The sequence below is a fragment of the Caballeronia sp. LZ008 genome, from assembly GCF_031451435.1.
Classification (GTDB): Bacteria; Pseudomonadota; Gammaproteobacteria; order Burkholderiales; family Burkholderiaceae; genus Caballeronia; species Caballeronia zhejiangensis.
The window spans coordinates 197,519-220,114 of the sequence record NZ_JARUXK010000002.1; the positions used below are offsets into that span (position 1 = coordinate 197,519).

At 67.3% G+C, this 22,596-nt stretch carries 15 protein-coding genes; 6 read left to right on the forward strand and 9 right to left on the reverse strand.

Features of this window, described 5'->3' with window-relative positions:
* Positions 1 to 284 precede the first annotated feature (284 nt).
* From QCE49_RS15285 to QCE49_RS15300, 4 genes are read left to right on the forward strand one after another with little or no spacing between them, the layout of a single operon-like run.
* A complete protein-coding gene (locus QCE49_RS15285) occupies positions 285 to 1,421 on the forward strand; it encodes an efflux RND transporter periplasmic adaptor subunit (protein WP_250459612.1) in 1,137 nt (378 codons plus the stop codon).
* A gap of 6 nt (positions 1,422 to 1,427) precedes the next feature.
* A complete protein-coding gene (locus QCE49_RS15290) occupies positions 1,428 to 4,565 on the forward strand; it encodes an efflux RND transporter permease subunit (protein WP_250482070.1) in 3,138 nt (1,045 codons plus the stop codon).
* Complete coding sequence (locus QCE49_RS15295; protein WP_250459614.1) at positions 4,558 to 5,988, forward strand: efflux transporter outer membrane subunit; 1,431 nt, start codon at positions 4,558 to 4,560, stop codon at positions 5,986 to 5,988. The genes QCE49_RS15290 and QCE49_RS15295 overlap by 8 nt, the downstream gene beginning before the upstream one ends.
* Positions 5,989 to 6,006: 18 nt before the next feature.
* Positions 6,007 to 6,189 (forward strand): hypothetical protein, encoded by a 183-nt coding sequence (locus tag QCE49_RS15300; protein WP_250437835.1) that lies wholly within the window; start codon positions 6,007 to 6,009, stop codon positions 6,187 to 6,189.
* On the opposite strand, the gene QCE49_RS15305 is transcribed toward QCE49_RS15300, so the two are convergent.
* From QCE49_RS15305 to bcsB, 9 genes are read right to left on the reverse strand one after another with little or no spacing between them, the layout of a single operon-like run.
* Positions 6,178 to 6,408, reverse strand: a complete 231-nt coding sequence (locus QCE49_RS15305) for a hypothetical protein (protein WP_008345789.1) — start codon at positions 6,406 to 6,408, stop codon at positions 6,178 to 6,180. The genes QCE49_RS15300 and QCE49_RS15305 overlap by 12 nt on opposite strands.
* A complete protein-coding gene (bcsG, locus tag QCE49_RS15310) occupies positions 6,405 to 7,961 on the reverse strand; it encodes a cellulose biosynthesis protein BcsG (protein WP_250459617.1) in 1,557 nt (518 codons plus the stop codon). Before bcsG ends, QCE49_RS15305 begins: the two co-directional genes overlap by 4 nt.
* A gap of 14 nt (positions 7,962 to 7,975) precedes the next feature.
* Positions 7,976 to 10,507 carry a UDP-forming cellulose synthase catalytic subunit gene (bcsA, locus tag QCE49_RS15315; RefSeq protein ID WP_250459619.1) on the reverse strand — a complete coding sequence of 844 codons (2,532 nt, stop codon included), beginning with the start codon at positions 10,505 to 10,507 and terminating at the stop codon, positions 7,976 to 7,978.
* Positions 10,504 to 11,271: a cellulose biosynthesis protein BcsQ gene (bcsQ, locus tag QCE49_RS15320; protein ID WP_250459621.1), complete on the reverse strand. Its 768-nt coding sequence runs from the start codon at positions 11,269 to 11,271 to the stop codon at positions 10,504 to 10,506. Before bcsQ ends, bcsA begins: the two co-directional genes overlap by 4 nt.
* Entirely contained in the window at positions 11,268 to 11,480 is a 213-nt protein-coding gene (locus QCE49_RS15325) for a hypothetical protein (RefSeq protein ID WP_175982192.1), read from the reverse strand. The genes bcsQ and QCE49_RS15325 overlap by 4 nt, the downstream gene beginning before the upstream one ends.
* A gap of 4 nt (positions 11,481 to 11,484) precedes the next feature.
* A complete protein-coding gene (bcsE, locus tag QCE49_RS15330; protein WP_239295266.1) occupies positions 11,485 to 13,341 on the reverse strand; it encodes a cellulose biosynthesis protein BcsE in 1,857 nt (618 codons plus the stop codon).
* Positions 13,342 to 13,354: 13 nt separating this feature from the next.
* Entirely contained in the window at positions 13,355 to 17,323 is a 3,969-nt protein-coding gene (locus QCE49_RS15335) for a cellulose synthase subunit BcsC-related outer membrane protein (RefSeq protein ID WP_409017229.1), read from the reverse strand.
* Positions 17,305 to 18,462 (reverse strand): cellulose synthase complex periplasmic endoglucanase BcsZ, encoded by a 1,158-nt coding sequence (bcsZ, locus tag QCE49_RS15340; RefSeq protein WP_034473656.1) that lies wholly within the window; start codon positions 18,460 to 18,462, stop codon positions 17,305 to 17,307. Before bcsZ ends, QCE49_RS15335 begins: the two co-directional genes overlap by 19 nt.
* A 3-nt stretch (positions 18,463 to 18,465) precedes the next feature.
* Positions 18,466 to 20,718 carry a cellulose biosynthesis cyclic di-GMP-binding regulatory protein BcsB gene (gene bcsB, locus QCE49_RS15345; RefSeq protein WP_309806138.1) on the reverse strand — a complete coding sequence of 751 codons (2,253 nt, stop codon included), beginning with the start codon at positions 20,716 to 20,718 and terminating at the stop codon, positions 18,466 to 18,468.
* 346 nt (positions 20,719 to 21,064) lie between these two features.
* Between bcsB and QCE49_RS15350 the strand changes: the two genes are divergently transcribed.
* Both QCE49_RS15350 and QCE49_RS15355 read left to right on the forward strand, forming a co-directional pair.
* Positions 21,065 to 21,529, forward strand: coding sequence for a diacylglycerol kinase (locus QCE49_RS15350; RefSeq protein ID WP_250459625.1), 465 nt, complete (start codon positions 21,065 to 21,067; stop codon positions 21,527 to 21,529).
* A 330-nt stretch (positions 21,530 to 21,859) separates the two neighbouring features.
* Positions 21,860 to 22,333 (forward strand): hypothetical protein, encoded by a 474-nt coding sequence (locus QCE49_RS15355; protein ID WP_008345806.1) that lies wholly within the window; start codon positions 21,860 to 21,862, stop codon positions 22,331 to 22,333.
* The last annotated feature ends 263 nt before the right edge of the window (positions 22,334 to 22,596 follow it).

Sequence of the window (22,596 nt, forward strand, 5' to 3'; positions counted from 1 at the left end):
CGATATAAATCAAAGACTTAGTTGATTTCGGCGCGCGCTGCGATTATCGTTGGGCCCTCGGCAATACTTCGCGCTGTCTCTCCTGATCGACGCCTGCAATCCGCGTCGCGACATCCTCTCGTCACGTTGTGAACCGCCCTTCGGCTCGTCCGATGCACGGCGGCGGGAATCGCATTCCCCGATCAAGCGATGAACTCCCGCGCGACGCCAGCCCTTCCACTTCCGACATGCCAGACAACGAATACGCTTTTGCCCCGCCGTTTGCCCATGCCCCGCTCGCGCGAATGCTCGCGCTCGTCGCGGCCGCCGCCTTCGCGCTGTGCGCGTGCGGCGAGAAATCCGCCGCCGCCGGCGCGCCACCCGCGGCGAATGCGCCCGAAGTCAGCGTGATGACGCTGAAGGCGCAGCGCATCGACATCGTGGACGATCTGTCCGGACGCCTCTCGTCGGTCGAAGTCGCCGACGTGCGCCCGCAAGTCGATGGCATCGTGACCAAGCGGCTTTTCGTCGAAGGCTCGACGGTCAAGGCCGGCCAGCCGCTTTATCAACTCGATGCCGCGAGCTACCAGGCCGCGTACGACACCGCGCTCGGCACGCTGCAAAAGGCGATCGCCACGTCGAAGGCCGCCGACGTCACGGCGAAGCGCTATCAGGAACTCTTCAAGATCAAGAGCGTGAGCGCGCAGGACGTGGAGAACTACGCCGCCGCGGCCGACGAGGCACGCGCCGATATCGTCACGGATCGCGGCTCGCTCGAAACCGCGCGCGTGAATCTGGCGCGCACGCGCATCGTCGCGCCGATCAGCGGCAAGATCGGCAAGTCGGCGGTGACGGTCGGCGCGCTCGTCACGTCGGGACAATCGACGGCGCTCACGACCATCCAGTCGATGGACACGCTCTACCTCGACGTCACGCGTTCCAGCACTGAAGCGCTGCGGCTCTCGAAGGCCATCGCGTCCGGCGCGCTGAAGCCCGGCACGAGCAAGGTCACGGTGCAGACCGAAGACGGCGCGACCTACGCGCATACCGGCACGCTGCTCTTCTCCGATGTCACCGTCGATCAGACCACCGGCTCGATCACGCTGCGGGCATCGATTCCCAACCCGGAGCATCAGCTTCTGCCGGGCATGTTCGTGCAGGCGCAACTCGACGAAGGCGAGCAGGACGCGATTCTCGTGCCGCAAACGCTCGTGAATCGCGGCGCGGGCGGCACCTCGACCGTGCTCGTCGTGAACGCGCAGAACGTCGTCGAAAGCCGCACCGTCACCGCCGATACGGCGCACGGCAACGACTGGATCGTGACGCGCGGCCTGCGCGCGGGCGAGCGCATCGCCACCGACAATCTGCAGGTGGTGAGCGCGGGCATGAAGGTCTCGCCCGTCGAACGCGATGCGCAAGCGCAGCTCGCCAAGGGAGACTGACGCACGATGCTCTCCCGTTTCTTCATTCACCGGCCCGTGCTCGCATGGGTCATCGCCATCGTCGTGATGCTGATCGGCGCGCTCTCGATCCGCACGCTGTCCGTCGAGCAATATCCGAACGTCGCGCCGCCGTCGATCCGCATCACCGCGACCTATCCGGGCGCATCCGCCGATACGCTCGCCACCACGGTCACGCAGGTGATCGAGCAGGACATGACGGGCATCGACAATCTGATGTACATGTCGTCGACGAGCAGCTCGGCGGGCACGGCGACCATCACGCTGACATTCAAGTCGGGCACCAACGCGGACGTCGCCGCGATGCAGGTGCAGAACAAGGTGCAGGAAGCGAACGCATCGCTGCCGAGCGCCGTTCAGCAACAGGGCATTCAGGTCAGCAAGACCGCGGGCAACATCCTGATGGTCGTATCGGTCACGTCCACGGACGGCCGCATGAACACCGTCGATCTCGGCAATCTGCTCGCGACGCGGGTGCAGGATCCGCTCACGCAAATCAGCGGCGTCGGGCAAGTGACGCTCTTCAGCGCGCAGCACTCGATGCGCGTGTGGCTCGATCCCGTCAAGCTGCGCAGCGTCGGCCTGATGCCGAGCGATGTCACGACCGCCATCGACAGTCAGAACGCGCAGCTTTCCGTCGGGCAGATCGGCGGCGCACCGCAGACGAAGACGCAAGCCATCAACGCGACCATCGTGACGCGCGGCTTTCTCAAGACTTCGGACGAGTTCGCCAACATTCTCCTGCGCGTCAATCAGGACGGCTCGCGCGTGTATCTGAAGGATGTCGGCACGGTCGAAGTCGGCGGCGACTCCTACGACATGACGTCGCGTCTGAACGGCAAGCCCGCCGCCGCGATGGGCATCATGCTCGCAAGCGGCGCGAACGCGCTGTCGGTCGCGAAGGCCGTGCGCGCGCAACTCGCGGTGTTGCAGAAGCAGATGCCGGGCGGCGTGCAACTGAGCGTTCCGCACGACACGACGCCTTTCGTATCCGCGTCCATCTCCGAGGTCATCACGACACTCTTCGAAGCCGTCGTGCTCGTGTTCCTCGTGATGTACCTGTTCCTCGGCAACCTGCGCGCGACGCTCATTCCGACCATCGTCGTGCCGGTCGCGCTGCTCGGCACGTTCGCGCTGATCGCCGCGGTCGGCTTCACCATCAACGTGCTGTCGCTGTTCGCGCTGGTGCTGGCCATCGGTCTTCTGGTCGATGACGCGATCGTCGTGGTCGAGAACGTCGAGCGGTTGCTGAGCGAAGGCCTGTCGCCGCTCGATGCCACCATCAAGGCGATGGGCGAGATCGGCGGCGCATTGATCGGCGTCACCGCCGTGCTGACGGCCGTGTTCATTCCGATGGCGTTCATGTCGGGCTCGACGGGCGAGATCTATCGTCAGTTCTCGCTCACGATCACATCGGCGATGGTGCTCTCCGTGCTGCTCGCGCTGACGCTCACGCCCGCGCTGTGCGCGACGCTGCTGCGCCCGGTCGATCCGCAACATCAGCGGCGCGGCTTCTTCGCGTGGTTCGAGCGCACATTCGAAGGCGGCACGCGCCGTTACGAGCGTGTAGTGACGCGCCTCGTTGCGCGCCCGCTGCGCTGGATGGCCGCGTATGCCGCGATCTGCGGCGTGGCCGCGCTGCTGTACTGGCAGCTTCCATCGTCGTTCCTGCCGGATGAGGATCAGGGCACGCTGATGACCATCGTCAATCTGCCCGCGGGCAGCTCGAGCGTGCAGGCGAACGTCGTGGAGAAGCAGGTCGAGTCGTATTTCACGGCGCTTCCCGAAGTGGAGAACGTCGTCATGCTCGATGGCTTCAGCGTGTCGGGCAGCGGACAGAACATGGCGATGGCGATGGTCAAGCTCAAGGACTGGAGGGATCGCAAGGGCAAAGGCCAGTCCGCGGCGGAGATCGTCGGCGCCGCGAACGCGCACTTTCGCAGCTTGCGCGCCGGACAGGTCTTCGTGATGAATCCGCCCGCCGTGCAAGGTCTCGGCAGTTACAGCGGTGTCGATTTCGAACTGAAGGACATGGCCGGTCTGGGTCACGATCAGCTTGTCGCCGCGAGAAACAAGCTCTTGGCTCTTGCCGCGAAGGATCCGAAGATCACCGGTATGCGTCCCGCCGGCATGGCCGACGTGCCGCAGTACGCCGTGGATATCGATTACCTGAAGGCGTCGGCGCTCGGCGTCAGCGCTTCCAATATCAACGACACGCTGCAGACCGCGTTTGGCTCGACCTACGTGAACAATTACGTGGACACGGGGCGCATCCAGAAGGTCTATGTTCAGGCGCTGCCGCAATACCGCATGATGCCCGCCGATATCGGCAAATGGTTCGTGACATCGAGCAATACGACGACGAGCACGACCAGCTACGACGGCAAGATGGTGCCGTTCTCGTCGTTCGCCTCGGGCCACTGGACGACCGGTTCTCCGCAAGTCGAACGCTACAACCGCAGCCTTTCGATGGAGATGACCGCGCAAAGCCCGCAAGGCGTCAGCAGCGGCGACACGATGAACGCGATCGAAGCGCTCGTCGCGCAGTTGCCGCAAGGCATTGCGATGGAGTGGACCGGCCAGTCGTATCAGGAGAAGCTCGCGGGCTCGCAGGCGACGTATCTCTATGCGCTTTCGCTGATCGTCGTGTTCCTCTGTCTCGCGGGTCTGTACGAAAGCTGGTCCGTGCCGTTCTCGGTGATCCTCGTCGTGCCGCTCGGCATCGTCGGGGCACTGGTCGCGGCGCATCTGCGCGGCTTCACCGACGACATCTATTTCAAGGTCGGCTTGCTGACGACCATCGGACTCGCGACCAAGAACGCGATCCTGATCGTCGAGTACGCGAAGTCCCTGCACGAGCGCGGTCACAGCGTGCGTCAGGCGGCGATCGAAGCGGCGCATCTGCGCTTGCGGCCCATCGTGATGACCTCGCTCGCCTTCGGCTTCGGCGTGCTGCCGATGGCGTTCGCGAGCGGCGCGGGCGCATCGAGCCGCGAGAGTCTCGGCAACGGCGTGCTTGGCGGCGTGATTGCCGCGACGCTGCTCGCCATCGTCTTCGTGCCAGTATTTTTCGTGCTGATTCGGGGCTTCGGAAACAGGAAGAAGGAAGGAGCCGCTCATGAATAAGCGCTTCGCTGTCTGCCGCATCGTCGCGGCGACGCTGACGGTTTTCGCGCTCGGCGCGTGCACGCTCGAGCCTCACTACGAGCGGCCCGCCGCACCGATGCCCGCGTCCTATCCGCAGTACGAATCGACGAGCGCGCAACAACAGGCATCGGCTGCCGAGCTGCTGTCCGACTGGCGCTCGTTCGTGCGGGATCCGTATCTGCGTCAGTTGATCGAGCTTGCGCTGACGAACAACCGCGACTTGCGGCAAGCAGCGCTGAAGGTCGCGCAATACGAGGCGGAGTATCGGATCGTGCGCGCCGAACTGGGGCCGTCGATCACGGCGACGGGCACGCATAGTGCGTCGCACCAGTCGGGCGTGACGACGAAATCCACCAGCCTCGAACTCGGCACGAGCGCGTGGGAAATCGACTTCTTCGGCCGCATCCGCAGCCTGAAGGATCAGGCGCTGGAGCAGTATCTGTCGACGGACGCGGCGCGCCGCAGCACGCAGATCAGCCTCATCTCGACCACGGCGGGCGACTATCTGACATGGCTCGCGGATCGCGCCCTGCTCGACGTGACGGAACGCACGGTGGCTTCGTATCGCGACACCTACGAGACGACGCTGCGCGCGGCCAATCTCGGCAGCGGCTCGATGGAAGACGTGCAGTCCGCGCGCACATCGCTGACGAGCGCAATGGCGAATCTCGCCGCGTATCGGCGCGCGGTGGAGCAGGATCGCAACAACCTGATCGCGGTGATCGGCTGCCCGTTGCCCGACGGCTTCCCCGACGATCGCGCCTTGCCCGACGAACCGCTGTTCGCCGCGGTGCCCGAGGGCCTGCCTTCGACGCTCTTGACGGAGCGGCCCGACATCATCGAGGCGGAACATGCGTTGAAGTCCGCGAACGCGTATATCGGTGCGGCGCGCGCGGCGTTCTTCCCGACCGTCTCGCTGACCGCGACGGGCGGCGTCGCGAGCAACGGGCTGTCGTCGCTCTTCAAGGCGGGTTCGGGCGCGTGGGCGTTCGAGCCGTCGATCAGCGTGCCGATCTTCCAGTTCGGCAGTCTGCGCGCCTCGCTCGACTCCGCGACGATCTCGAAGAACATCTACGTCGCGGCGTACGAAGGCACGATCCAGACCGCCTTCAAGGAGGTGTCGAACGCGCTCGCGGCGCGCGCCACGTATGTCGATCAGACCGTCGCGGACCTTCAGTATGTCGATGCCGCGCAGCAGTACTACGACATCGCCAATGCGCGCTATCGCGGCGGCCTGGACAGCTTCCTCACTTTGCTCACGGCGCAGCGCACGCTGTTCAGCGCGCAGACCCAGCTCGTGACCGACCGCGCCGCGCAACAGACCAACATGGTGACGCTCTACACGGCGCTGGGCGGCGGCTGGCGCAAGGATGCGCAAGTGCAGGAGACGGCGGCGAAATAGTCCGAACGCGCTTCATTCGTGCTGCGAGGGCCGTCGCCTGTCGCGCTCGGCCATATCGCGACGCAGTTCTCGTTCGGCGTGAGCTTTCTGCTCGTCGGCGCGGTGTTCATTCCGAGCGGCATCGGCACGTTGTTCATTCCGGAACGTCTGTACGACACGAGCGATTCCGGCCCATCGACGCCCGCGCGATCACGCCGATGACGGCGCCGTCGCGCAACCGCTCATCGCGCGCTGATCGTCGTCGGCGCTGACGGGCGCGAGCGCCATCAGCCGCGCGAGCACCGGCCAGCGCGTCACCGCCGCGCGCAATTCCTCGTCGGCTTCGGCATCGAAATAGCGCGCGGCGTCGAGACCGGCGACGCGCTCCGCAAGCGCGACGACATCATGCCGGTCGCGCGCTTCCTTGTTCAGCGTGTTCATTTCTGATCCACCCATACGCCGTCCGGCGTCTTCACGACATAGCCCGTCGCGGTCTTCATCGTGACGGTGCCTTCGTTCTCGCCGATCATCGGCGTCTGCGGCAGATTGGCCGCGTATTGCGACAGCGTGACGCCCGCCTTGAACGGACTGTTCGACACGAGGTTCGACAGCAATTGCGCGATGGCGAGATGCCCGGTCGGCTGATCGATGACGGTCGTCGCGCCGTGATTGCCCGTGAAGCCGACGAGCCGCACGCCCACCGGCCCGTGGATCACGCTCGGCGTCGGAATCTCGCGCAGGCCCGCGACCTGATTGGCGTCGCCGCGCAGCGCCGCGCCGTGCTCGGGCACGAACACGATCACCGCGCGCCGCCCCGATTGCTGGATCAGATCGGCGAACTTGTCGAAATCGCTCATCAGCTTCGCCACGCGCAGCGGATACGACTCGAGGCTCGTCATCTTGTTGTTCGGCAGGCGGTTGCCGTCGTGCAGGCTGATCGTGTTGTAGTACAGCGCGACCGGTCCCGGCTCCCGCGCGCGCTCTGCGTACCAGTTCGCGAGCGTGCCGTAATCGTCCATGATCGGCGAGCCGTCGAACGCGTGCATCGCGACGGGCGCGGCCGTGTTCGGCACGAAAGGCACGTTCGGCACGCCGATGTTCTCCTTCACGAGCTGCGTGAAGTTGTCGAAGTGGCCGTCGTGATTGAACGTGACCTGCGGCGTGTAGCCGGCCTGCGCAAGATCGGCCATCAGATGACACTGCGCGGGCGCGTCCTTGTACAGATCGGCGTGCGCTTCCTGTCCGCACGACGCGCGCAGCACGCGAATCGCCGCCGGGCCGCTGTAGCTCGCCGCCGTGCTGAAGTTCGTGAACAGATAGTCGAAGTGCGACAGGAACGGATGATTGCGCTCCTTCGATACATCGAGGTCGTCCCACGACAGCGAGCAGATGTGCAGCACGATCACGTCGAACTGCTCTTTCGGATCGCTCGACCGATGACCGAAGCTCACCTGTCGCTGCGACTCCTTCGCCCTGAATGCCGCGAGCGTCGCGTTGTAATCCAGGGGGTCCGCGGATTGACGGTTAGTTGCGGCAACGGCATTGCCCTGCGGCTTCGCCTCGATGCGCGCGAGCACCGCATTCGCGCCCTGCCACACCGGCAGCGCGACGAGCGCGATCATCACGAAGGTCGCGACGCGCAGCCAGCGATTGACGACGAGATACGCGACGAGCAGACCGAGCGCGACGGCGAGCAGCATCGGCGGAAGAAAGCGCGGCAGCAACTCGAGCCAGTAGCCGAAGCTGAAGGTCGTGAGATTGCCGAATTCCTCGACGATGCGGCCGAACGGCGGCACGTTCGCCTCGCGATACATCAGCGGCAAACCGATGCCGAGCCCGGCGACGAACCGCACCGCCCGCCAGATGCGCGAGCGCAGCGGCGAGCTCGCGGCGAGCGCCACCGCGAACGCGATGTTCGCGAGCCATATCGGCTTCAGATGCCCCGTCGAAAAGAGCGCGATCTTGATGATGAAATACAGGTTCCAGAAGGTCATCTTCGTTCTTCTCGTCAGTAGCGGCGGCCATCGAGCGCGAGCTTGTCGAGCAGCGCGCGGCGCGCTCCGCCGAACAGCCGCGCATAGCCTTCGAAGCCCATCAGCAGCACTTCCTTCAGGCCCTTGAGCGGCGCGTCGTCTTCGGTGCGCTCGTCCCATTCGATCCACGCATCCGCGCGGCCGAACGTGCATTGCACGAGACGGCGCTCGTCTTCGAGCGTGAGCGAATCGAAGCGCACGCCCAGATGCGTGCCGGAAAGGCGCGTCACGCGCACCGGAAAGTGAAACTGCCGCTCGCCGCGGCTCACGACGACGCCGAGCGTGTCGCCGGTTTCGAGCGAGAGCAATCCTTCGCCGACGACGAGCCCGAGCCCGCCCGTCGAGTAATCGCTCGTGCTGCACGCGATGCTGCTGCCGTCGTTGAGCACGAGCGTCGCGGGCATGTTCATCGCGATGCGATGCGTGACGCGCACCTGCTTCGCCTCGCGCGCGACGCTCACCGCCGCGCCGAGCATCACGAGGTTGTAGAGCGTCCAGAACACGTTCATCAGGATGGTCGCGTCTTCGTCGCCCGCGCCGGCGATCAGCTTCACGATGCCGACGGACATCGCGAGCGCGTTCAGGCCGAGCAGCACGAGATACGGCTTGCTCATCGCCCAGTCGATATACGTCTCGTCGATGCGCCCGCCCTTGTCCGTCACGTTGAACTTGCCATGCTTCGGGCTGAAGAACGCGATGGTCGTCGGCAGCGCGATATACCACGCGAGCACCGACTCATAGACTTCGGCCCAGAACGAATGCCGGAACTTGCCCTGCATCCGCGAGTTCGCGATGTTCGCGATGACGATGTACGGCAGCACGAAACCCGCGATGGTCGTCGCCGCCGCGTTGATGAAGTACATCTGGAAGAAGAGGTACCACATCGGCATGGTGAGGAACACGAGGCGCGGAATGCCGTAGAAGAAGTGCAGCATCGCGTTGCCGTAGCACAGGCGCTGAAAGAAGTTCAGCCCGCGCCCGAAAAACGGATTGTCGATGCGGAAAATCTGCGCCATGCCGCGCGCCCAGCGCGTGCGCTGCTTGATGTGGCTCGCGAGGCTTTCGGTGGCGAGACCGGCGGCCTGCACCGTCGGCAGATACGCCGTCGTATAGCCGCGCCGATGCAGCTTGAGCGCCGTGTGCGCGTCTTCGGTCACGGTTTCGACCGCGATGCCGCCGACCTCTTCCAGCGGCGCGCGCTTGATGACCGCGCACGAGCCGCAGAAGAACGTCGCGTTCCAGAGATCGTTGCCCGCCTGCACGAGCCCGTAAAACAGATTGCCTTCGTTCGGCACGCGGCGGAACGTGTCGAGATTGCGCTCGAACGGATCGGGCGAGAAGAAGTGATGCGGCGTCTGCACGAGCGCGCATTTCGGATCGGCGAAGAAGGTGCCCATCGTCGCTTGCAGGAAGGAGCGCGTGGGGACGTGATCGCAATCGAAAATGGCGATGTATTCGCCGTGCGTCTTCGCGAGCGCGCGATTGATGTTGCCCGCCTTCGCGTGCTGATTGTCGTCGCGCGTGATGTAGCCGATGCCCGCCGCCCGCGCGAGCGCCTCGAACTCCGGACGATGGCCGTCGTCGAGCAGCCAGATATTGAGCTTGTCGCGCGGCCAGTCGATGCCTTGCGCGGCGAAAAGCGTCGGCTTCACGACCGACAGCGGCTCGTTGTAGGTCGGAATGAAGACATCGACGCTCGGCCAGTCGGCGGGATCGTCGGGCAGCTTCGACACGGCGCGTTCGAGCGGCCACGCGGTCTGCACGAAGCCGAACAGCAGGATCATCCACGTATAGGCTTCCGCGCCGAAGAGCGCGTAGCCGACGATCGCCTCGCCGGGCGTGCGGAAGTCGAGCGTCTCGGTCGTGCGCCACCAGACGTAGCGCGCGGTGACGAGCAGCGCGAGCGACGCGAGAATCAGCACCGGCATGCGCCCCGGAATGCGGCGGATGACGAGCGCCGCGATCATCAGCACGGCGAAGAACACGAACTGGCTTCCCGACGCGAGCGGCGACGTGCCGACGACCGCCCACAGCAATCCGCCGATCACGACGAGCGCGGGCAGCATCCAGCGCTTCTTGCCGATGACATTCGCGCCGCCTTCGAGCCGCGCGCCGAAGCGCGCCCACGGCAGTCCGTCGATGGCGGCATCGATGCGGCGCTTCATCCACATCAGCGCGAGAGCGAGCGGCGTGAGCGCGCGTTCGATCAGGCCGAGCGCGGCCCGCGCATACGCGGCGAGCGGCTTCGCGTTTTCGCGCGGCGGGCGCACGAACGCGCGCAGCAGCCACGCCCAAGGATTGCGCACGTCGATGACGCCCCACTCGCGCGCCCACGCGAGCACGAACGCGCGCAGCATGTCCCGCGCGATGTCGCGCTTGCCCGCGCGCGGCGGCTTGAAGAAGAGACGCACGCACCAGTCGAACGCCGAGCGCGTGTCGGGCACGCCGAGCCCGCGCGCGATCCAGCCGATCGCGCGGTTCGAGCGGGAGCCTGGTTCGCGCTTCATGCCGTCTCGCTCGCGGCGAGCGCGGGCAGCCACGCATCGACGTGCTGCGCGAGACCGTGCAGATCGTGCGACGTCTGCAGATGCGGCGCTTCGTCGACAATCCACGCGCCGCGCGAAAACGCCTCGGGCATCGACGCTTCCAGATGAATGCGTTGCGCGAGCGGCATGTTCCCGGTCGCGGCGCGCAGCATCGCGAGCGCGTCGCGCTGCATCGCGCGGGCGGGATTCAGGCGATTCACGACGAGACGCACATCCGCGCACGATTCCCGCAGCGCGGGCAAACGCGCGACGAGCGTCGCGCACGCAGCCGGCTCAGGCGGGCACACGGCGAGCACGAGATCGGCGGCGCGCGCGGCGTGATCCGCATGCGAGCACGGATAGCGCGGCGTATCGATCAGCACGACGCCGGTCTCCGGCAAGCCGATCTCGCCGATCGTGCGTTCGAGCCATCGCGGATGCTCGCAAAGACGCGCTTCGCACGCGGCGGATCGCGCGGGCGTGAGACCGCCGTGCGGCACGAACAGCACGCCGTCCTCGTTGCGCCAGGTCGATTCGTGCCACTTGCGCGACGGATCGGCGAGCGCGCCGCCGATGCCTTCCGCCGCGAACGCGTCCAGCCCGAGATACGCGCCGAGCATGTTCTGCGGATCGAAGTCGAGCGCGACCACGGCGCGGCCGCGCCGGGCGAGCAGCGTCGCGAGCGATGCGGCGAGCGTCGTGCGGCCCGCGCCGCCCGCCGTCGAAATGAGCGCGATGGTTTTCATGGGCGGGAGGCGTCCTTCGGCGCGGCATCGACATCGGGGACGAGACGCGCGTTGAGCACGACCGGCTCGATGCGGCACGGCACCGCGTCGCGCGGATCGAAACCACGCGCGGCCACGAGACCGCGCCGCGCGCCCGCGCGCTGCCAGACGATCCACGCGGGCACGCCGGCCAGCACGCCGATCAGCATCGAAATGAGCAAGGTGTCCATCGTTTCAGTTTCCCGGTTCGGCGAGCGGCATATGCGCACGCACGGCGCGGCGCGCGGGCGGATGCAACGGACCTTCGTCGGTCGCGTTCCTGCGCGCTTCTTGGTTCAGCACGGCGTCGAGCGCGTCGAGTTCGGCGCGCGAGCGGCGCACGGATTCGCTTTCCGTAGCCGCATCCGCCTTGTCTTCCATCGCGATGACGGGCGCGGTCGCGGCGAACAGATCGCTGTAATCCGCCGACGGCGCGCGCCGGTTCTCCGCTTCGAGCGCCTGCAATTGCGCGCCGATGCCGTCGTCCGACAGATACGTGACGTCCTTCGCCACGCGCTCCACCGGCACGGTGAAGATGCGCGCGAGCGCGGCGTCGGCATCGGCGAGACGACAGCCGAACAGGAACACGTACAGATGCGACGCGTCCGCCGTGAAGACATCGCCCGCGCGGCGCGGACGGCACCACGCGAGCGCATCGACGTGAGCGAGCGCAGGCGGCAGCGTCAGCTTCACGAGCACATGCGGCAGACGCAGCACCGCGCCGCGTGCGAGCGCGCCTTGCGTCTGCGCGCAGAACGCCGCCACGTTCTGATAGCCGAGCGCGGCATCGGCGAGCGACGCGGCGAGCGCCGTGCGGTAATCGGACAAAAGCGGACGCGTGTAGAGCTGGCCTTGCAGCGACTGCAACAGCGATTCGAGGCGCGAGAACGGCACGTCGCGCCCGACGACGAGATTCGCGCCGAGGCTCAGCATCAGCAATTCATATTGATGACGCAGCACTTCGCCGCGTTCGACCACGGCGATTTTGAGCGCGCGTCCGCAGCGGCGGCGCAGCGTGTGCACGGCGGCGCACAGCGCTTCGAGCTGCGCGCCGTTGCGATGCGCGAGCACCACGGTCGCGCCGCGCGCGCCATCGCAGGCGGCGACGACGGCATCGCGGTCCGCGAGCACTTCCCAGTCGCGCGGCACCCAAGCCTCGTCGCCGACGACCGCGCGGCTCACGACGACGCGCGCTTCGTCCGGCGCGAGACGCGCATCGCGGCGCGCATCGCCCGCGCGCTCGGGCGCGGCGATGCTCAGGCGGCCGGCTTCGTTGAAGCGCAACGCGTGCACGTCGCCGGTGGCGAGCGCGCGGCCCGCGCGCCAGAAATCGACTTGCCACAGCAGTTCGCCGTGCGAGCGCCGCACGCGCGCAACGCCCGCGCACGCGCCGTTCAGTTCGCTGCGGCTTGCCGAAGCCTGAGTTTCGTCGATGCCCAAATCGTCATCGCTGGCGGCGTCGCCGAGCAGCAGGATCATCGTGATGCCGCGCGTCTCGCACCAGCTCGACAACAGCCGTCCTTCGCGCGCGAGCGCCGCCGGATCGCGCCACGAGAACCAGCGCTCCGCGCCTTCGACGATATACAGCGCGTTCGCGCGAAAGCCAAAGCGCTTGAGCGCGCGCAGGCCGCCGTAAAGGCGCGCGAGCGCGAGAGCGGGCGGTTCAGAATCGGCATCGGCGGATGCGGCTTCGTTCGGCATCGCGAGCACGTTCAGTCGGCGCGGCCAGCCTTGCGCCGCCGCGCCCGAAAAGCCCAGTTCGCGCGCACGCGCCGCCGCTTCCGCACGCTCGCGCGCGAGCACGACGCTCACATGGCGCGTGTTCGCGGCCCGCGCCGTGGCCCAGATGAGCGCATCGCATTCGGGCGAACGCGGCGCGACGTGCACCGCGTAGAGCGCGCCCGGCGCGAGCACGGCGAGATCGTCGGGAAGCGCATCGACGCCGATGCGGCCCGGCGCGGCATCGCGGCCCGCGACGCGCGCGCGCACGAAGCGCGCAAACGCGGCGATGAGGCTCGTCGCGCCACTGGATCGGTTCGATTCGTCGTTCACGGCAATCCGTTCCTCAATAACTCGAATACAGCCGCACCGGCTGCGGGCTGATGCGGTAATCGTCCTTGCGCGGCGAGAACGCGAAACGCGCGTAGATCATCCCGGCGCTCGGCGCATAGTCGTGCGAATGGTCGATGGACACGCGCGCGCCCAGCGCCAGTTGCGGATTCAGCCGATATTCGACCGTCGCCCCGAGTCCGTACGAAAAGCTCACGCCACGCGTCGAGCCGCCGGGATAAATCAGGCTGCTCGTATCGACCGGCGAGAGTCCCGCTACCGCCGGCAGGCCGTTCGGGAAATACGGCGAGTTCTTCTCGTACGAATTCGAGACGCCCGCCGTCGCCGCGATGTCCCAGGTGAAGCCGTTGCGCTTGCCCATCCATTCGATCGGCACGCCGAGCGACAGATAGCGCTGCGGGCTGTAATAGCCGCCCTGCCCGAACGTGTAGTAGCGCAGGTTGTCGGTGTAATGCCAGGCATTGCCGACGAGGCCCGTCTGCACGCGCATCGTCGCGCGCCGATACACCGGCACGGTGAAGCCCGTGCGCAGCGTGAATTCCTGATTGCTCGCGACGTTGCGCCCGCTCAGCTCGGCCACGCCGATATCGGCGAATACGTTCGTCCTGCCGACATCGACGCTCACATGCAGGTCGATGCCGTCGCGCCGCACGCCGCCCCAGACGACGTGCGTGAGCGGATCGGTGAGACCGGCGTAGGACAGCTCGCTGCTCGTGACCGCACGCCGCGACGCCGCTATCGACAGGCTCGCCGGACCTGCATCGAACCTGTAGCGCGCGCCGCCGACGAGGTAATGCACCGGAAAGCCGATCGGCGTCGAGCCGAGATCGACGCGCCACGCATCGGACAGATAGCCGAAGCCGCCGCCGAGACCGTTCGCGTGCTGATGCAGATCGCCGGTCGTGACGGGCGAGTTCGTCAGATATTGGCGCAGCGCGTTCGCCGACGCCGCCGTGCCGTCGTAGAAGCCCGCGTTCGTGCCGAAGGTCTGAATGGTGTACGGCAGGCTCGGCGCCGAAGCGCCGGCCTGATCGGTGAGTCCGCTCACGTCGAGCGTGCCCGCGTCGAGATGCACGGCGTCCGCGTGCACGAAGAAATGCCCGTCGTAGCGATACGGAATCTGCACGTACAGCGGCACCTGCTGCGCGTGATACTGCGACACGCCCGCATCGCCGGACTTGTACGCCGGTATCCACGCCGTTTCGACTTCGGGATTGCGGCGCTGATCGAGATCGTCGAGTGCGGATCGCGCGGGCGTGGCGGACGTTGCGGGGGTCGCGCGTGCCGAGCCGGCCGGCACGCTGAACGCCGGCGCGATGCCCGACGCGCGTTCCTGCTCCATCGACAGCCGATACAGCGACGCCGCCTGCTCGTACTCGCCGAGGTCTTCCGCGACGCGTCCCGCCTGCACGGTGACGTCCGCGCGTTCGGGAAAGGCGACGCGTAGCGGCTGCGTCAGCGCCTGCGCATCGAGCGGACGGCGCAGCGCGGCGAAACGGCGCGCGGCAGAGAGGCGCGTGTCGATGTCGTCGGGCGGCGCGGCATCCGCGACGCGGCGGACGATCGCGAGCGCTTCCTTGCGCGCGCCGATGCCGCCGCTGTCGCCGAGCACGCGCGCGAGCATGAGCTGCGTTTCGGGATCGTCGGGCGATGCCGCGAGCATCGGCGCGAGCGCGGCGCGTGCGCTGTCGTAATCGCCCTGCGCGCGCGCGAGATCGGCGAGCTCGAACGCGTAGCGCTTGTCGCGCTTGCCTGCGTCGCTCACGGTATCGAGCAGACGGCGCGCACGCGCGTAATCGGCGGCGTCGATGGCATCGTCGGTCTGACGCAGCACGCTGCGCAACGCCTGATCCTCCAGACGCTCTTGCTGACGCGGCGTGAGCTTCGGCTCCGCGCGCACTTGCGCGAGCGTCTGCGACAGCGCATCTTCGCGACGCGCGCCGCCGAGCAGATCGCCGTAGCGCAGGCGCACGTCAGCATCGGTTTCTTCGGGATGCGCGGCCATCCAGTCGCGCAGCAGCGCGAGGCCGCGCTCCGCGTCGCCTCGATCGATATACAGCGCACCGATCGACGCGAGCAGGTTGGGATCGTCCGCGGCCAGCGCTTGCGCGCGATCGAGCGCGGCGGCGGCAGCGTCGGCGTCGTTGCGCGCGAAGGCGGCGCGGGCATCGGCGAGCGACTGTTGCGCGTCGAGATTGCGGGCGAGCGCGCGCATGGCGTCGGTGCGATCGGCTTGCGGCACGGCATCGAGCGCGGCGCGCGCGCCCGCCAGATCGTCCATCGAATTGCGATACAGCGCGGCGGCGTAAGCCATCGGCGCGGCGTTCGGCGAGCGCGCGAGGCCGTCGTCCATCACGGCGCGGCCGAGCTGCGGCAAACCGATATCCCGATACAGCCGCGCAAGCGCGAAGCGCGTCCACGGCTGATCCGGCTCGATGCGCAACGACGCCTCGTATTTCTGCGCCGCCGGCCCGTTCTGGCCGCGCGCGGCGAGTTGCTGCGCCTCGTTCGCGACCATATCGGCGCGCATCGCGATCAGGCTTTGGCGATCGTCGGCGGCGGTGAAACGGCTTTGCAACGCGGCGATGAGCGGCTCGACTTCATCGGCGCGTCCGGTCGATTCGAGCAGCGCACGCGTGCTCTTCAGCGCCGACAGGCTCGGCTCGCGGTCCGCAAGCTGCGCGCGCAGCATCGGTTCGGCGGCGCGCCAGTCGCCTTGTGCGAGCAGCGCATCGGCGAGAAGCAGCTTGGCATCGGCGCTATCCGGCTCGATGGCGAGCGCCTCGCGCGCGTAGCGTTCGGCGTCCTTCGGCTTGCCTGCGTTCGCGGCGTCGCGGCCGTGCGCGAGCGTGCCCCAGAAGCGCGCCGTGCGCGCGAGGCCCAGCCACTTCGCACGGTTGTCCGGCGCGAGCGACGCCGCGCGTTCGAACAGCGCGCGCGCTTCGTCGCGATTGCCTTCGCGCATGCGCAGCAAACCGAATCCGCCGACGGCTTCCGCGTCGTCCGGACGGGCGGCCGCCGCGCGCGCGAGCAACGGCGCGGCTGCGTTCAGGTCGCCGCGAGCGAGCGCCGCCAGACCGCGCTGCCGGGCGATGTAATCGGGATCGCGTTCGAGCTTGCGCTGCGCTTCGATGCGCGCGTCGAGCAGATCGGCGCGATCCTTGAACTCGGTGTCGTCGGGCACGAGTTCGAGGTACGCGCGCAGCGCCTGCCGATATGCCGTGTCCGCGCCCGCCGATTGCAGTACGTGACGCCAGACGTCGAGCGCGGTGTTGCGGTCGGTGTCGGTGCGCGTGGCGAGATTCCATGCGATGCGGTTCGCTTCGGCGCGGGTCGCGTCGCTGCTGTTGAGCAGACGCGCGAGGACGAGCGCGGAATCGACGTCGGCGGGATCGTCCGCGATGCGCCGGTGCAAGGCCGCGAGCGCTTCGGCACGTCGCGCGGGCGTCGCGGCGATGATCTGGTAGTACTCCGCGCCGAGCGGGCCCGACGGCGCGCCGTGCGCAAAGAGTGCGCTCACGCGGCGCGCGGCCTCGTCCGACTGGCCGCTGCGTGCGAGCAGGCGGATCGCCGCCATTTCCTGACGGCCGCTGACCGCGACGCGATATTCGTCGTCGACTTGCTGCGTGAGCGCCGCATTGGGCGCGCGCGTTTTCATGCGCGCGAGCGTGGCCTGCGCCTTTTGCGCCTGGCCGAGCCGCAACTGGATACGCACGAGCTCGGCGTTCAGACGCGGATCGTCCGGCGCGATGAGCAGCGCCTTGTCGATCGCCTGCAACGCGAGATCGTCGCGATGCTTGTTGGCCCACGCGCGCGCGGTGCCGTAAAGACGCTCGGCGAGCGCGTCCGTCGATGCCTCGCTGGCATGCGTCTGCGTCGCGCACACGACGCTCGCCGACATCAGCGCCGCGCGCAGCAACGTCGCCTTCGTCCGGGGCGCGCGCTTCATTTCGCCGCTCCGCATGCCGATGCCGCCGTGCGCAACGTTCCGTCGCCCGCGAATCGATAGCGGCCCTCGCGCCAGCCGAGGCCGAAGAGCGTCAGCACGCTCGTGTAGTACCCCGGCGCCGATGCCCCCGCCGCGCGCGCCGCTTGCGCATCCGCGAGTTCGGGGCGTCCGATGGCGTCGAGAAACGGCACGGCGGCGGCGGAGAAACCCGCGTTGCCGTCGTTCGGGCCGGGCTTGCCGTCGCGCGTGTCGATGCGCTCGGGCGGCGCGCCGTGCGCGTCGATATACGCGGCGAACGGCGCGAAATGCGCGAGGAGGCGCGCGCGCGCTTCATCGTCGGATGCGAGCATGCCCGCCCACAGATACACGCGGATCGCGTTATAGGCGCTTTCGGCGTGCGTCTCTTCGTCGGGCTCGAAACCCCGGTTCGCGCGATACAGCGCCCAATCCGGCGCAAAGCCCTGCGGCGCGGTGTCGATCAGCATGCGTGCGCTCGATGCCGCGAGCCGCGTCCAGCGCGCGTCATCGGGCAGGCTCGCGCCGATGCCGCGAATCACCTGCAGCGGCGCGTAGCTCGGATTGACGCGCCACGTATCGGCTGACGGATGAAAACCCAGAGGTCCGGGCAAGAGCGTGAGGCCGAGGCCGGGCAGCGTGGCCGTTTCCTCGTCGAGCACGCGCTTCGCAAGCGATGCGCCGCGCGCCGTGTAGCTGCGCTCGCCCCACGCGCGGCCCGCTTCGAGGAGCGCGTAGGCGATCCACAAGTCCGCATCGGACGCCGCGTTGCCGTCGAGCACGCGCAACGTGCCGGCGTCGTCGCGGCCCCAGAGCCACGCGGGCAGCCGCGACGTGAGATCGCCCCGCGCGAGCCGGTCTTCGGTCCAGTGGAGAATCGTGTCGAAGCTCGCGCGGTCGTTCGCGACGAGTGCGAAGAAAAGCGCGTAGGACTGGCCTTCGGAGACCGTGCGCTCGTCGGCGGAACCGACGTCGATCACGCGGCCTTCCTTCGAAATGAAGTCGCGTTTGAAGGCGTCCCAGCGCGGCCACGAATCCATGCACGCCGATGGCGACGCCAGATCCGTCGCTGCTGCATTCGCGCCGAACACGACGAGCGCGCCGGACACGATCGCGCGCTTTACGCCCGAAGCCTTCATCGCTCAGATACCCCGGCGCCGCGCGGCCAGTTCCTGCAGCGCCGCGAACGCCGCGATCGCGAGCAGCAGGCCCGCCAGCGCGCCGGCGAGGCCGAGCAGCGCCGGATGACGGATCGCGTGGCCCCACAGCTTCGCGTACCACGGCACGTAGCCGACGACATACGTCTCGCCGACGCGCGCGCTGTCCACGCCGCCGTGCCGCACGAGCGCGACATCGCCCTGAATCTGCGACAGGCGATCCGCGCGTTCGAGCACGTCGAGCAGATCGGTGAGATGGCCGTCGCCGGTCGCCGCGAGCCCGACGATGCTGCGCCCCTTCGTTCCGGGCGACTGGAAGCCCATCAGCGCCGCGAGCGGCCCGTTCTGATCCAGCGATGCGCCGCCGTGCGTGACGCGCGCGCCATCGCGCCAATGCTCGCCGACCGAGAACGACGCCCGCGCGATGCCCTCCTTCGACGGCGTTCCCGCAGCCGAACCCGCGATCGACAGCGGCAGCGCATCGTGCCAGCGCGAAAACACCGGCGACGACGGCGCGCCGCCGATCACGAGCAGATCCTTCTGCGCGAGCGCGGGCACATCGTCCGGACGCGCGATGGTCACGCGCAGGCTCGGAAAGCCGGTCCACTGGCCCATGTGGCCGAGCATCGTCAGCATCGCTTCGATCTCGGCATTGGCGGGACGCGCGGGAATCACGATGGCCGTCTGCGACAGATCGGCGTAGCGCGTGAACGGAAAACCGCTGTTCGCGAAGTACGCGAGATTCGGCAGTTGCGCGTAATGCACGAAGCCGGAGAAGTCGATGGTCGAATCCGGGTCGACCGCCGCCCGCGCCGGGTTGGTCGGCACGCCCGCGCACAGGCCCTGCTTCTGCGAATCGAGGTTGAAGCGCAACTGCAGCTGGTTCGAACTGCCGACGCGAAACGCCGGAATGTCCAGCGCGTTGGCCGTGCCGCCCGGCGCGCCCGAAAGCAGCGGCAATTGCAGGCGGCCTTGCGTGTCATCGGTTTTGGCGGGCGGCAGCCGGAACGACTTCACGAGTTGCTCGTTGATGTCGATGGCGAGCGCGGAGTTGTTCTGCACCGTCGGCGCGGTGTACCGGTACTTGAGATTGAGCGGCACGCCGACGCTGTTCCACGAGAACAGATCGGCGGGCACGCGCAGGTTCAGGCGGATCGGCTCCGGCTCGCTGCCCGCGACCTGAAGCTGCGACACGTCGTCGACGAGTTCCTTGAACTGCACCGGGCGATTCGTCGGCATCCAGCGCGGCGCGTCGTACGGTTCGCGCGGCTGGCCGATGTCGACATGCGCGACCTTCGCCGCATCGCCGGACATCGCCGTGCGGCCGAGCACGAGCGCATACGCGGCATCGTCGACTTCGGCGCCGTTGCGGCCGGTCACGACGAGCAGCTTGCGATCCTTGGACGCCGGATTGTCGGCGACGAGAATCGTCGGCCCGTCGATATCGGGCAGCGCGAGACCCGCCGGCAATTGCGCGCGCGTGCCGACGACGACCGCGTGGTCGTTCGGGGGCAGCGTGTTCATCGCCGGGAAGCGCGCCTGACGGTAATCCGCGAGCGCGCCGAACCACGACGCGAGCACGCCCGCGCTCTTGAGCGTCGCGCTGTCCGGCGATGCGGGCAGCACGAACGGCAGCGTGAGACGGCTCACATCGCGCGCATCGAAGAACGGCGCGGGCAGCAGCGCGAGATCGTTCGGCAGCCTGATCGGCGCGGTATCGAGGATGAATTCGCTCGTCGGGCTGATGTCGGCCCACAGCGCCGTGTTCGCCGGATCCTCGCAATGATCGAGCGTGTAATGGCCGATGAAGCGCAGCCCGAACTGGTTGTAGTCCGTGAGCAGGCGCGGATCGAGCGGGATGTCCTGCGTGAGCATCGCGCCGGCGTGCTCCTTGTCGAACGGCACGGTGGCGATCGCTTCGCCGTTGATCGACACCTTGACGTGCGACAGCGCGAACAGGAGCGCGGGCGAATACGTGTAGCGCAGACGCAGGCGCGCGCCGGTCACGACGCGGTCGAGCCGCACGCCGAGCACGATCGAGCGCGTATCTTCGAGGCCGCGCAGATGCATCGGCTGATACGCGCCGAGCGCGGAGAACGGGACGTGGATCGAGCCGGCGTCGGCGCTGGCAGCGGCGTCCGGATTGACGGCCGGCGGCGCCGCTTCGGCGCAGACGCCGGCGAAAAGCGCACTGGCGGCCATCGCCAGCGAGAGGCAGAACGAGACGACTGGTTTCATCGGCGAGTCAGCTACGGAATTCACGGCCGCGCGCCGCGCTGCCCGCTATGGCATCGTGACGGAGGCGCAACGACAATCGGATCGCCAGGCGAGCGGCGCGCGCGGCAACCGGGACGAATGCAGCAAGAGCGGGAAAGAATCGGGGCAAGCGTGCGATGCACGAAGCGAGGCGTCGGGGCGTGCGTGATCCGCGACGCGGGTGCGGTCGTGCGGCTGCTGCGTTCATCCCGCCGGTCTGTGCGATGACGCGCCTTTGCCGCTGAAAAGCGGACGCAACAGTAGCATAATTTGTGACAATTTGTATCACCTCAGCCGTCCTTCATCAAAAAAAGCGCCATATCGCGACATGGTTCGATCCCGTTCTTCATCCGCTACGTCTTCCGCATCCGAAAAATCCGGCCACGCCGAGCGGACCGCGAAGCCCGCAGTCAAGCGCAGCGGCCTGCTGCGCGGCCTTTTCGCGTTGCGCCATTCGCGCGACGGCATCGCCGCGACCTGGCGCGAGGAGAGCGCGTTTCGCCAGGAGGTGTGCGTCGCGGCCGTGCTGCTGCCGATCGCGTTCGCGGTGCACGTGGGCGCCGCCGAGCGCGTGCTGCTCGCGGCTTCGGTGCTGCTCGTGCTGCTCGTCGAGCTGATCAATTCGAGCATCGAGGCGGCGATCGACCGCATTTCGCTCGAACGTCATGAACTCTCCGGACGCGCCAAGGACTGCGGCAGCGCGGCGGTCACGGTGGCCATCGTCATCGGCTTGCTTACGTGGGGCGTGATCTGCGGGCCGCTCGCATGGGACTGGCTGCGCGCGCATCTTTGACGTTGCGGCGTCCGGCGGTGATGAGCCTCGCAATTCGCGGGGGCTATTCGTGTGTGGCACCGGAGGCCATGCACGATATGTCGGCGGCGCAAACGGATTCTTGATGCCCGTCGCGGCGACTTTGCCCGATGGACGTTGATGGAGCGGTAGCTAATACCTCACGCGGACCGCCGTGAAATATTCCGAAAGGCAATCGGCGAGAGACAAACGCGCCGCGCGGCCGCCTGGGTCGCCTTCTTGCTGGTTCCCGTCTGCGCGCCCGTTTTCACGGCGCCCACTCTGCATTTCTTCCAATTGCGGGATTCCATCTACTTCGACGGAGGAGTTGTCGTGCGGCCTTTCACCCTGATTTTTCTGCTGTTCGTGACGCTGTTTTCCGGATGCGCGGCTTACCGGACACATGAGGCGCGCAGCGATTCCGGCGCGCTCATCGGATCGAATGTTCTCGATCTCGTCGCAGCGGTCGGCATTCCCGACAAGACGATGAAACTCGTGGATACGAATACGCCGGGCGACCGCATGGTGATGCAGTGGAACTTCTCGAATTCGGATGCGGCGTTCGAAATGAACGTGATCCTGCTCGATCTGAAGATCGGCGGCGCCGGCAAGTGCAGCATGACCGCGACCACCGAACGCTGGGGCGGCAAGGTGCTGTCCGTGAACTTTCCCCAGGCGCACGTCGACAGCATGAACTCCGACTACAGCGCGTGCGAGCCGCTCGTCGCGGAAGCGCTGACGCATATCGGCCACACGCCCATCGATCCCGCTTTCGACTCGTTCAAGCTCGTCGGCGCGGCCAAGTAAGCGCGCCCGGCACTCGCACGCGACGATCTTCTTACCAACTATTTCTCCGGGAAACAGGTTGTGTCGTCGATCGGTGCGAGTGCCTTCGCTCTAAAGAAGGATTGCGAAACATCTTGTGATAGTCGAACCGTCATCGCGCGCCTTGAACGGCTCTGCAATCCTATCGAAACCTTACCTGTAGTCCTTTAGTCATCGAACGGCACGTATAGTCCCCGCAGCGCGCTTTTTTGCCTGTATTTCCTGTCTGCGCTGAAGCCAACTAC

What these genes read in the sequence shown, in the direction of transcription:
- bcsZ (WP_034473656.1), bottom strand. Translation starts at nt 18,462, where the DNA reads ATGAAGGCTTCGGGCGTAAAGCGCGCGATCGTGTCCGGCGCGCTCGTC.
- bcsQ (WP_250459621.1), bottom strand. Translation starts at nt 11,271, where the DNA reads ATGAAAACCATCGCGCTCATTTCGACGGCGGGCGGCGCGGGCCGCACG.
- QCE49_RS15285 (WP_250459612.1), top strand. Translation starts at nt 285, where the DNA reads ATGCTCGCGCTCGTCGCGGCCGCCGCCTTCGCGCTGTGCGCGTGCGGC.
- bcsB (WP_309806138.1), bottom strand. Translation starts at nt 20,718, where the DNA reads ATGAAACCAGTCGTCTCGTTCTGCCTCTCGCTGGCGATGGCCGCCAGT.
- bcsA (WP_250459619.1), bottom strand. Translation starts at nt 10,507, where the DNA reads ATGAAGCGCGAACCAGGCTCCCGCTCGAACCGCGCGATCGGCTGGATC.
- QCE49_RS15350 (WP_250459625.1), top strand. Translation starts at nt 21,065, where the DNA reads ATGGTTCGATCCCGTTCTTCATCCGCTACGTCTTCCGCATCCGAAAAA.
- QCE49_RS15290 (WP_250482070.1), top strand. Translation starts at nt 1,428, where the DNA reads ATGCTCTCCCGTTTCTTCATTCACCGGCCCGTGCTCGCATGGGTCATC.
- QCE49_RS15325 (WP_175982192.1), bottom strand. Translation starts at nt 11,480, where the DNA reads ATGGACACCTTGCTCATTTCGATGCTGATCGGCGTGCTGGCCGGCGTG.
- QCE49_RS15335 (WP_409017229.1), bottom strand. Translation starts at nt 17,323, where the DNA reads ATGCGGAGCGGCGAAATGAAGCGCGCGCCCCGGACGAAGGCGACGTTG.
- QCE49_RS15305 (WP_008345789.1), bottom strand. Translation starts at nt 6,408, where the DNA reads ATGAACACGCTGAACAAGGAAGCGCGCGACCGGCATGATGTCGTCGCG.
- QCE49_RS15295 (WP_250459614.1), top strand. Translation starts at nt 4,558, where the DNA reads ATGAATAAGCGCTTCGCTGTCTGCCGCATCGTCGCGGCGACGCTGACG.
- bcsG (WP_250459617.1), bottom strand. Translation starts at nt 7,961, where the DNA reads ATGACCTTCTGGAACCTGTATTTCATCATCAAGATCGCGCTCTTTTCG.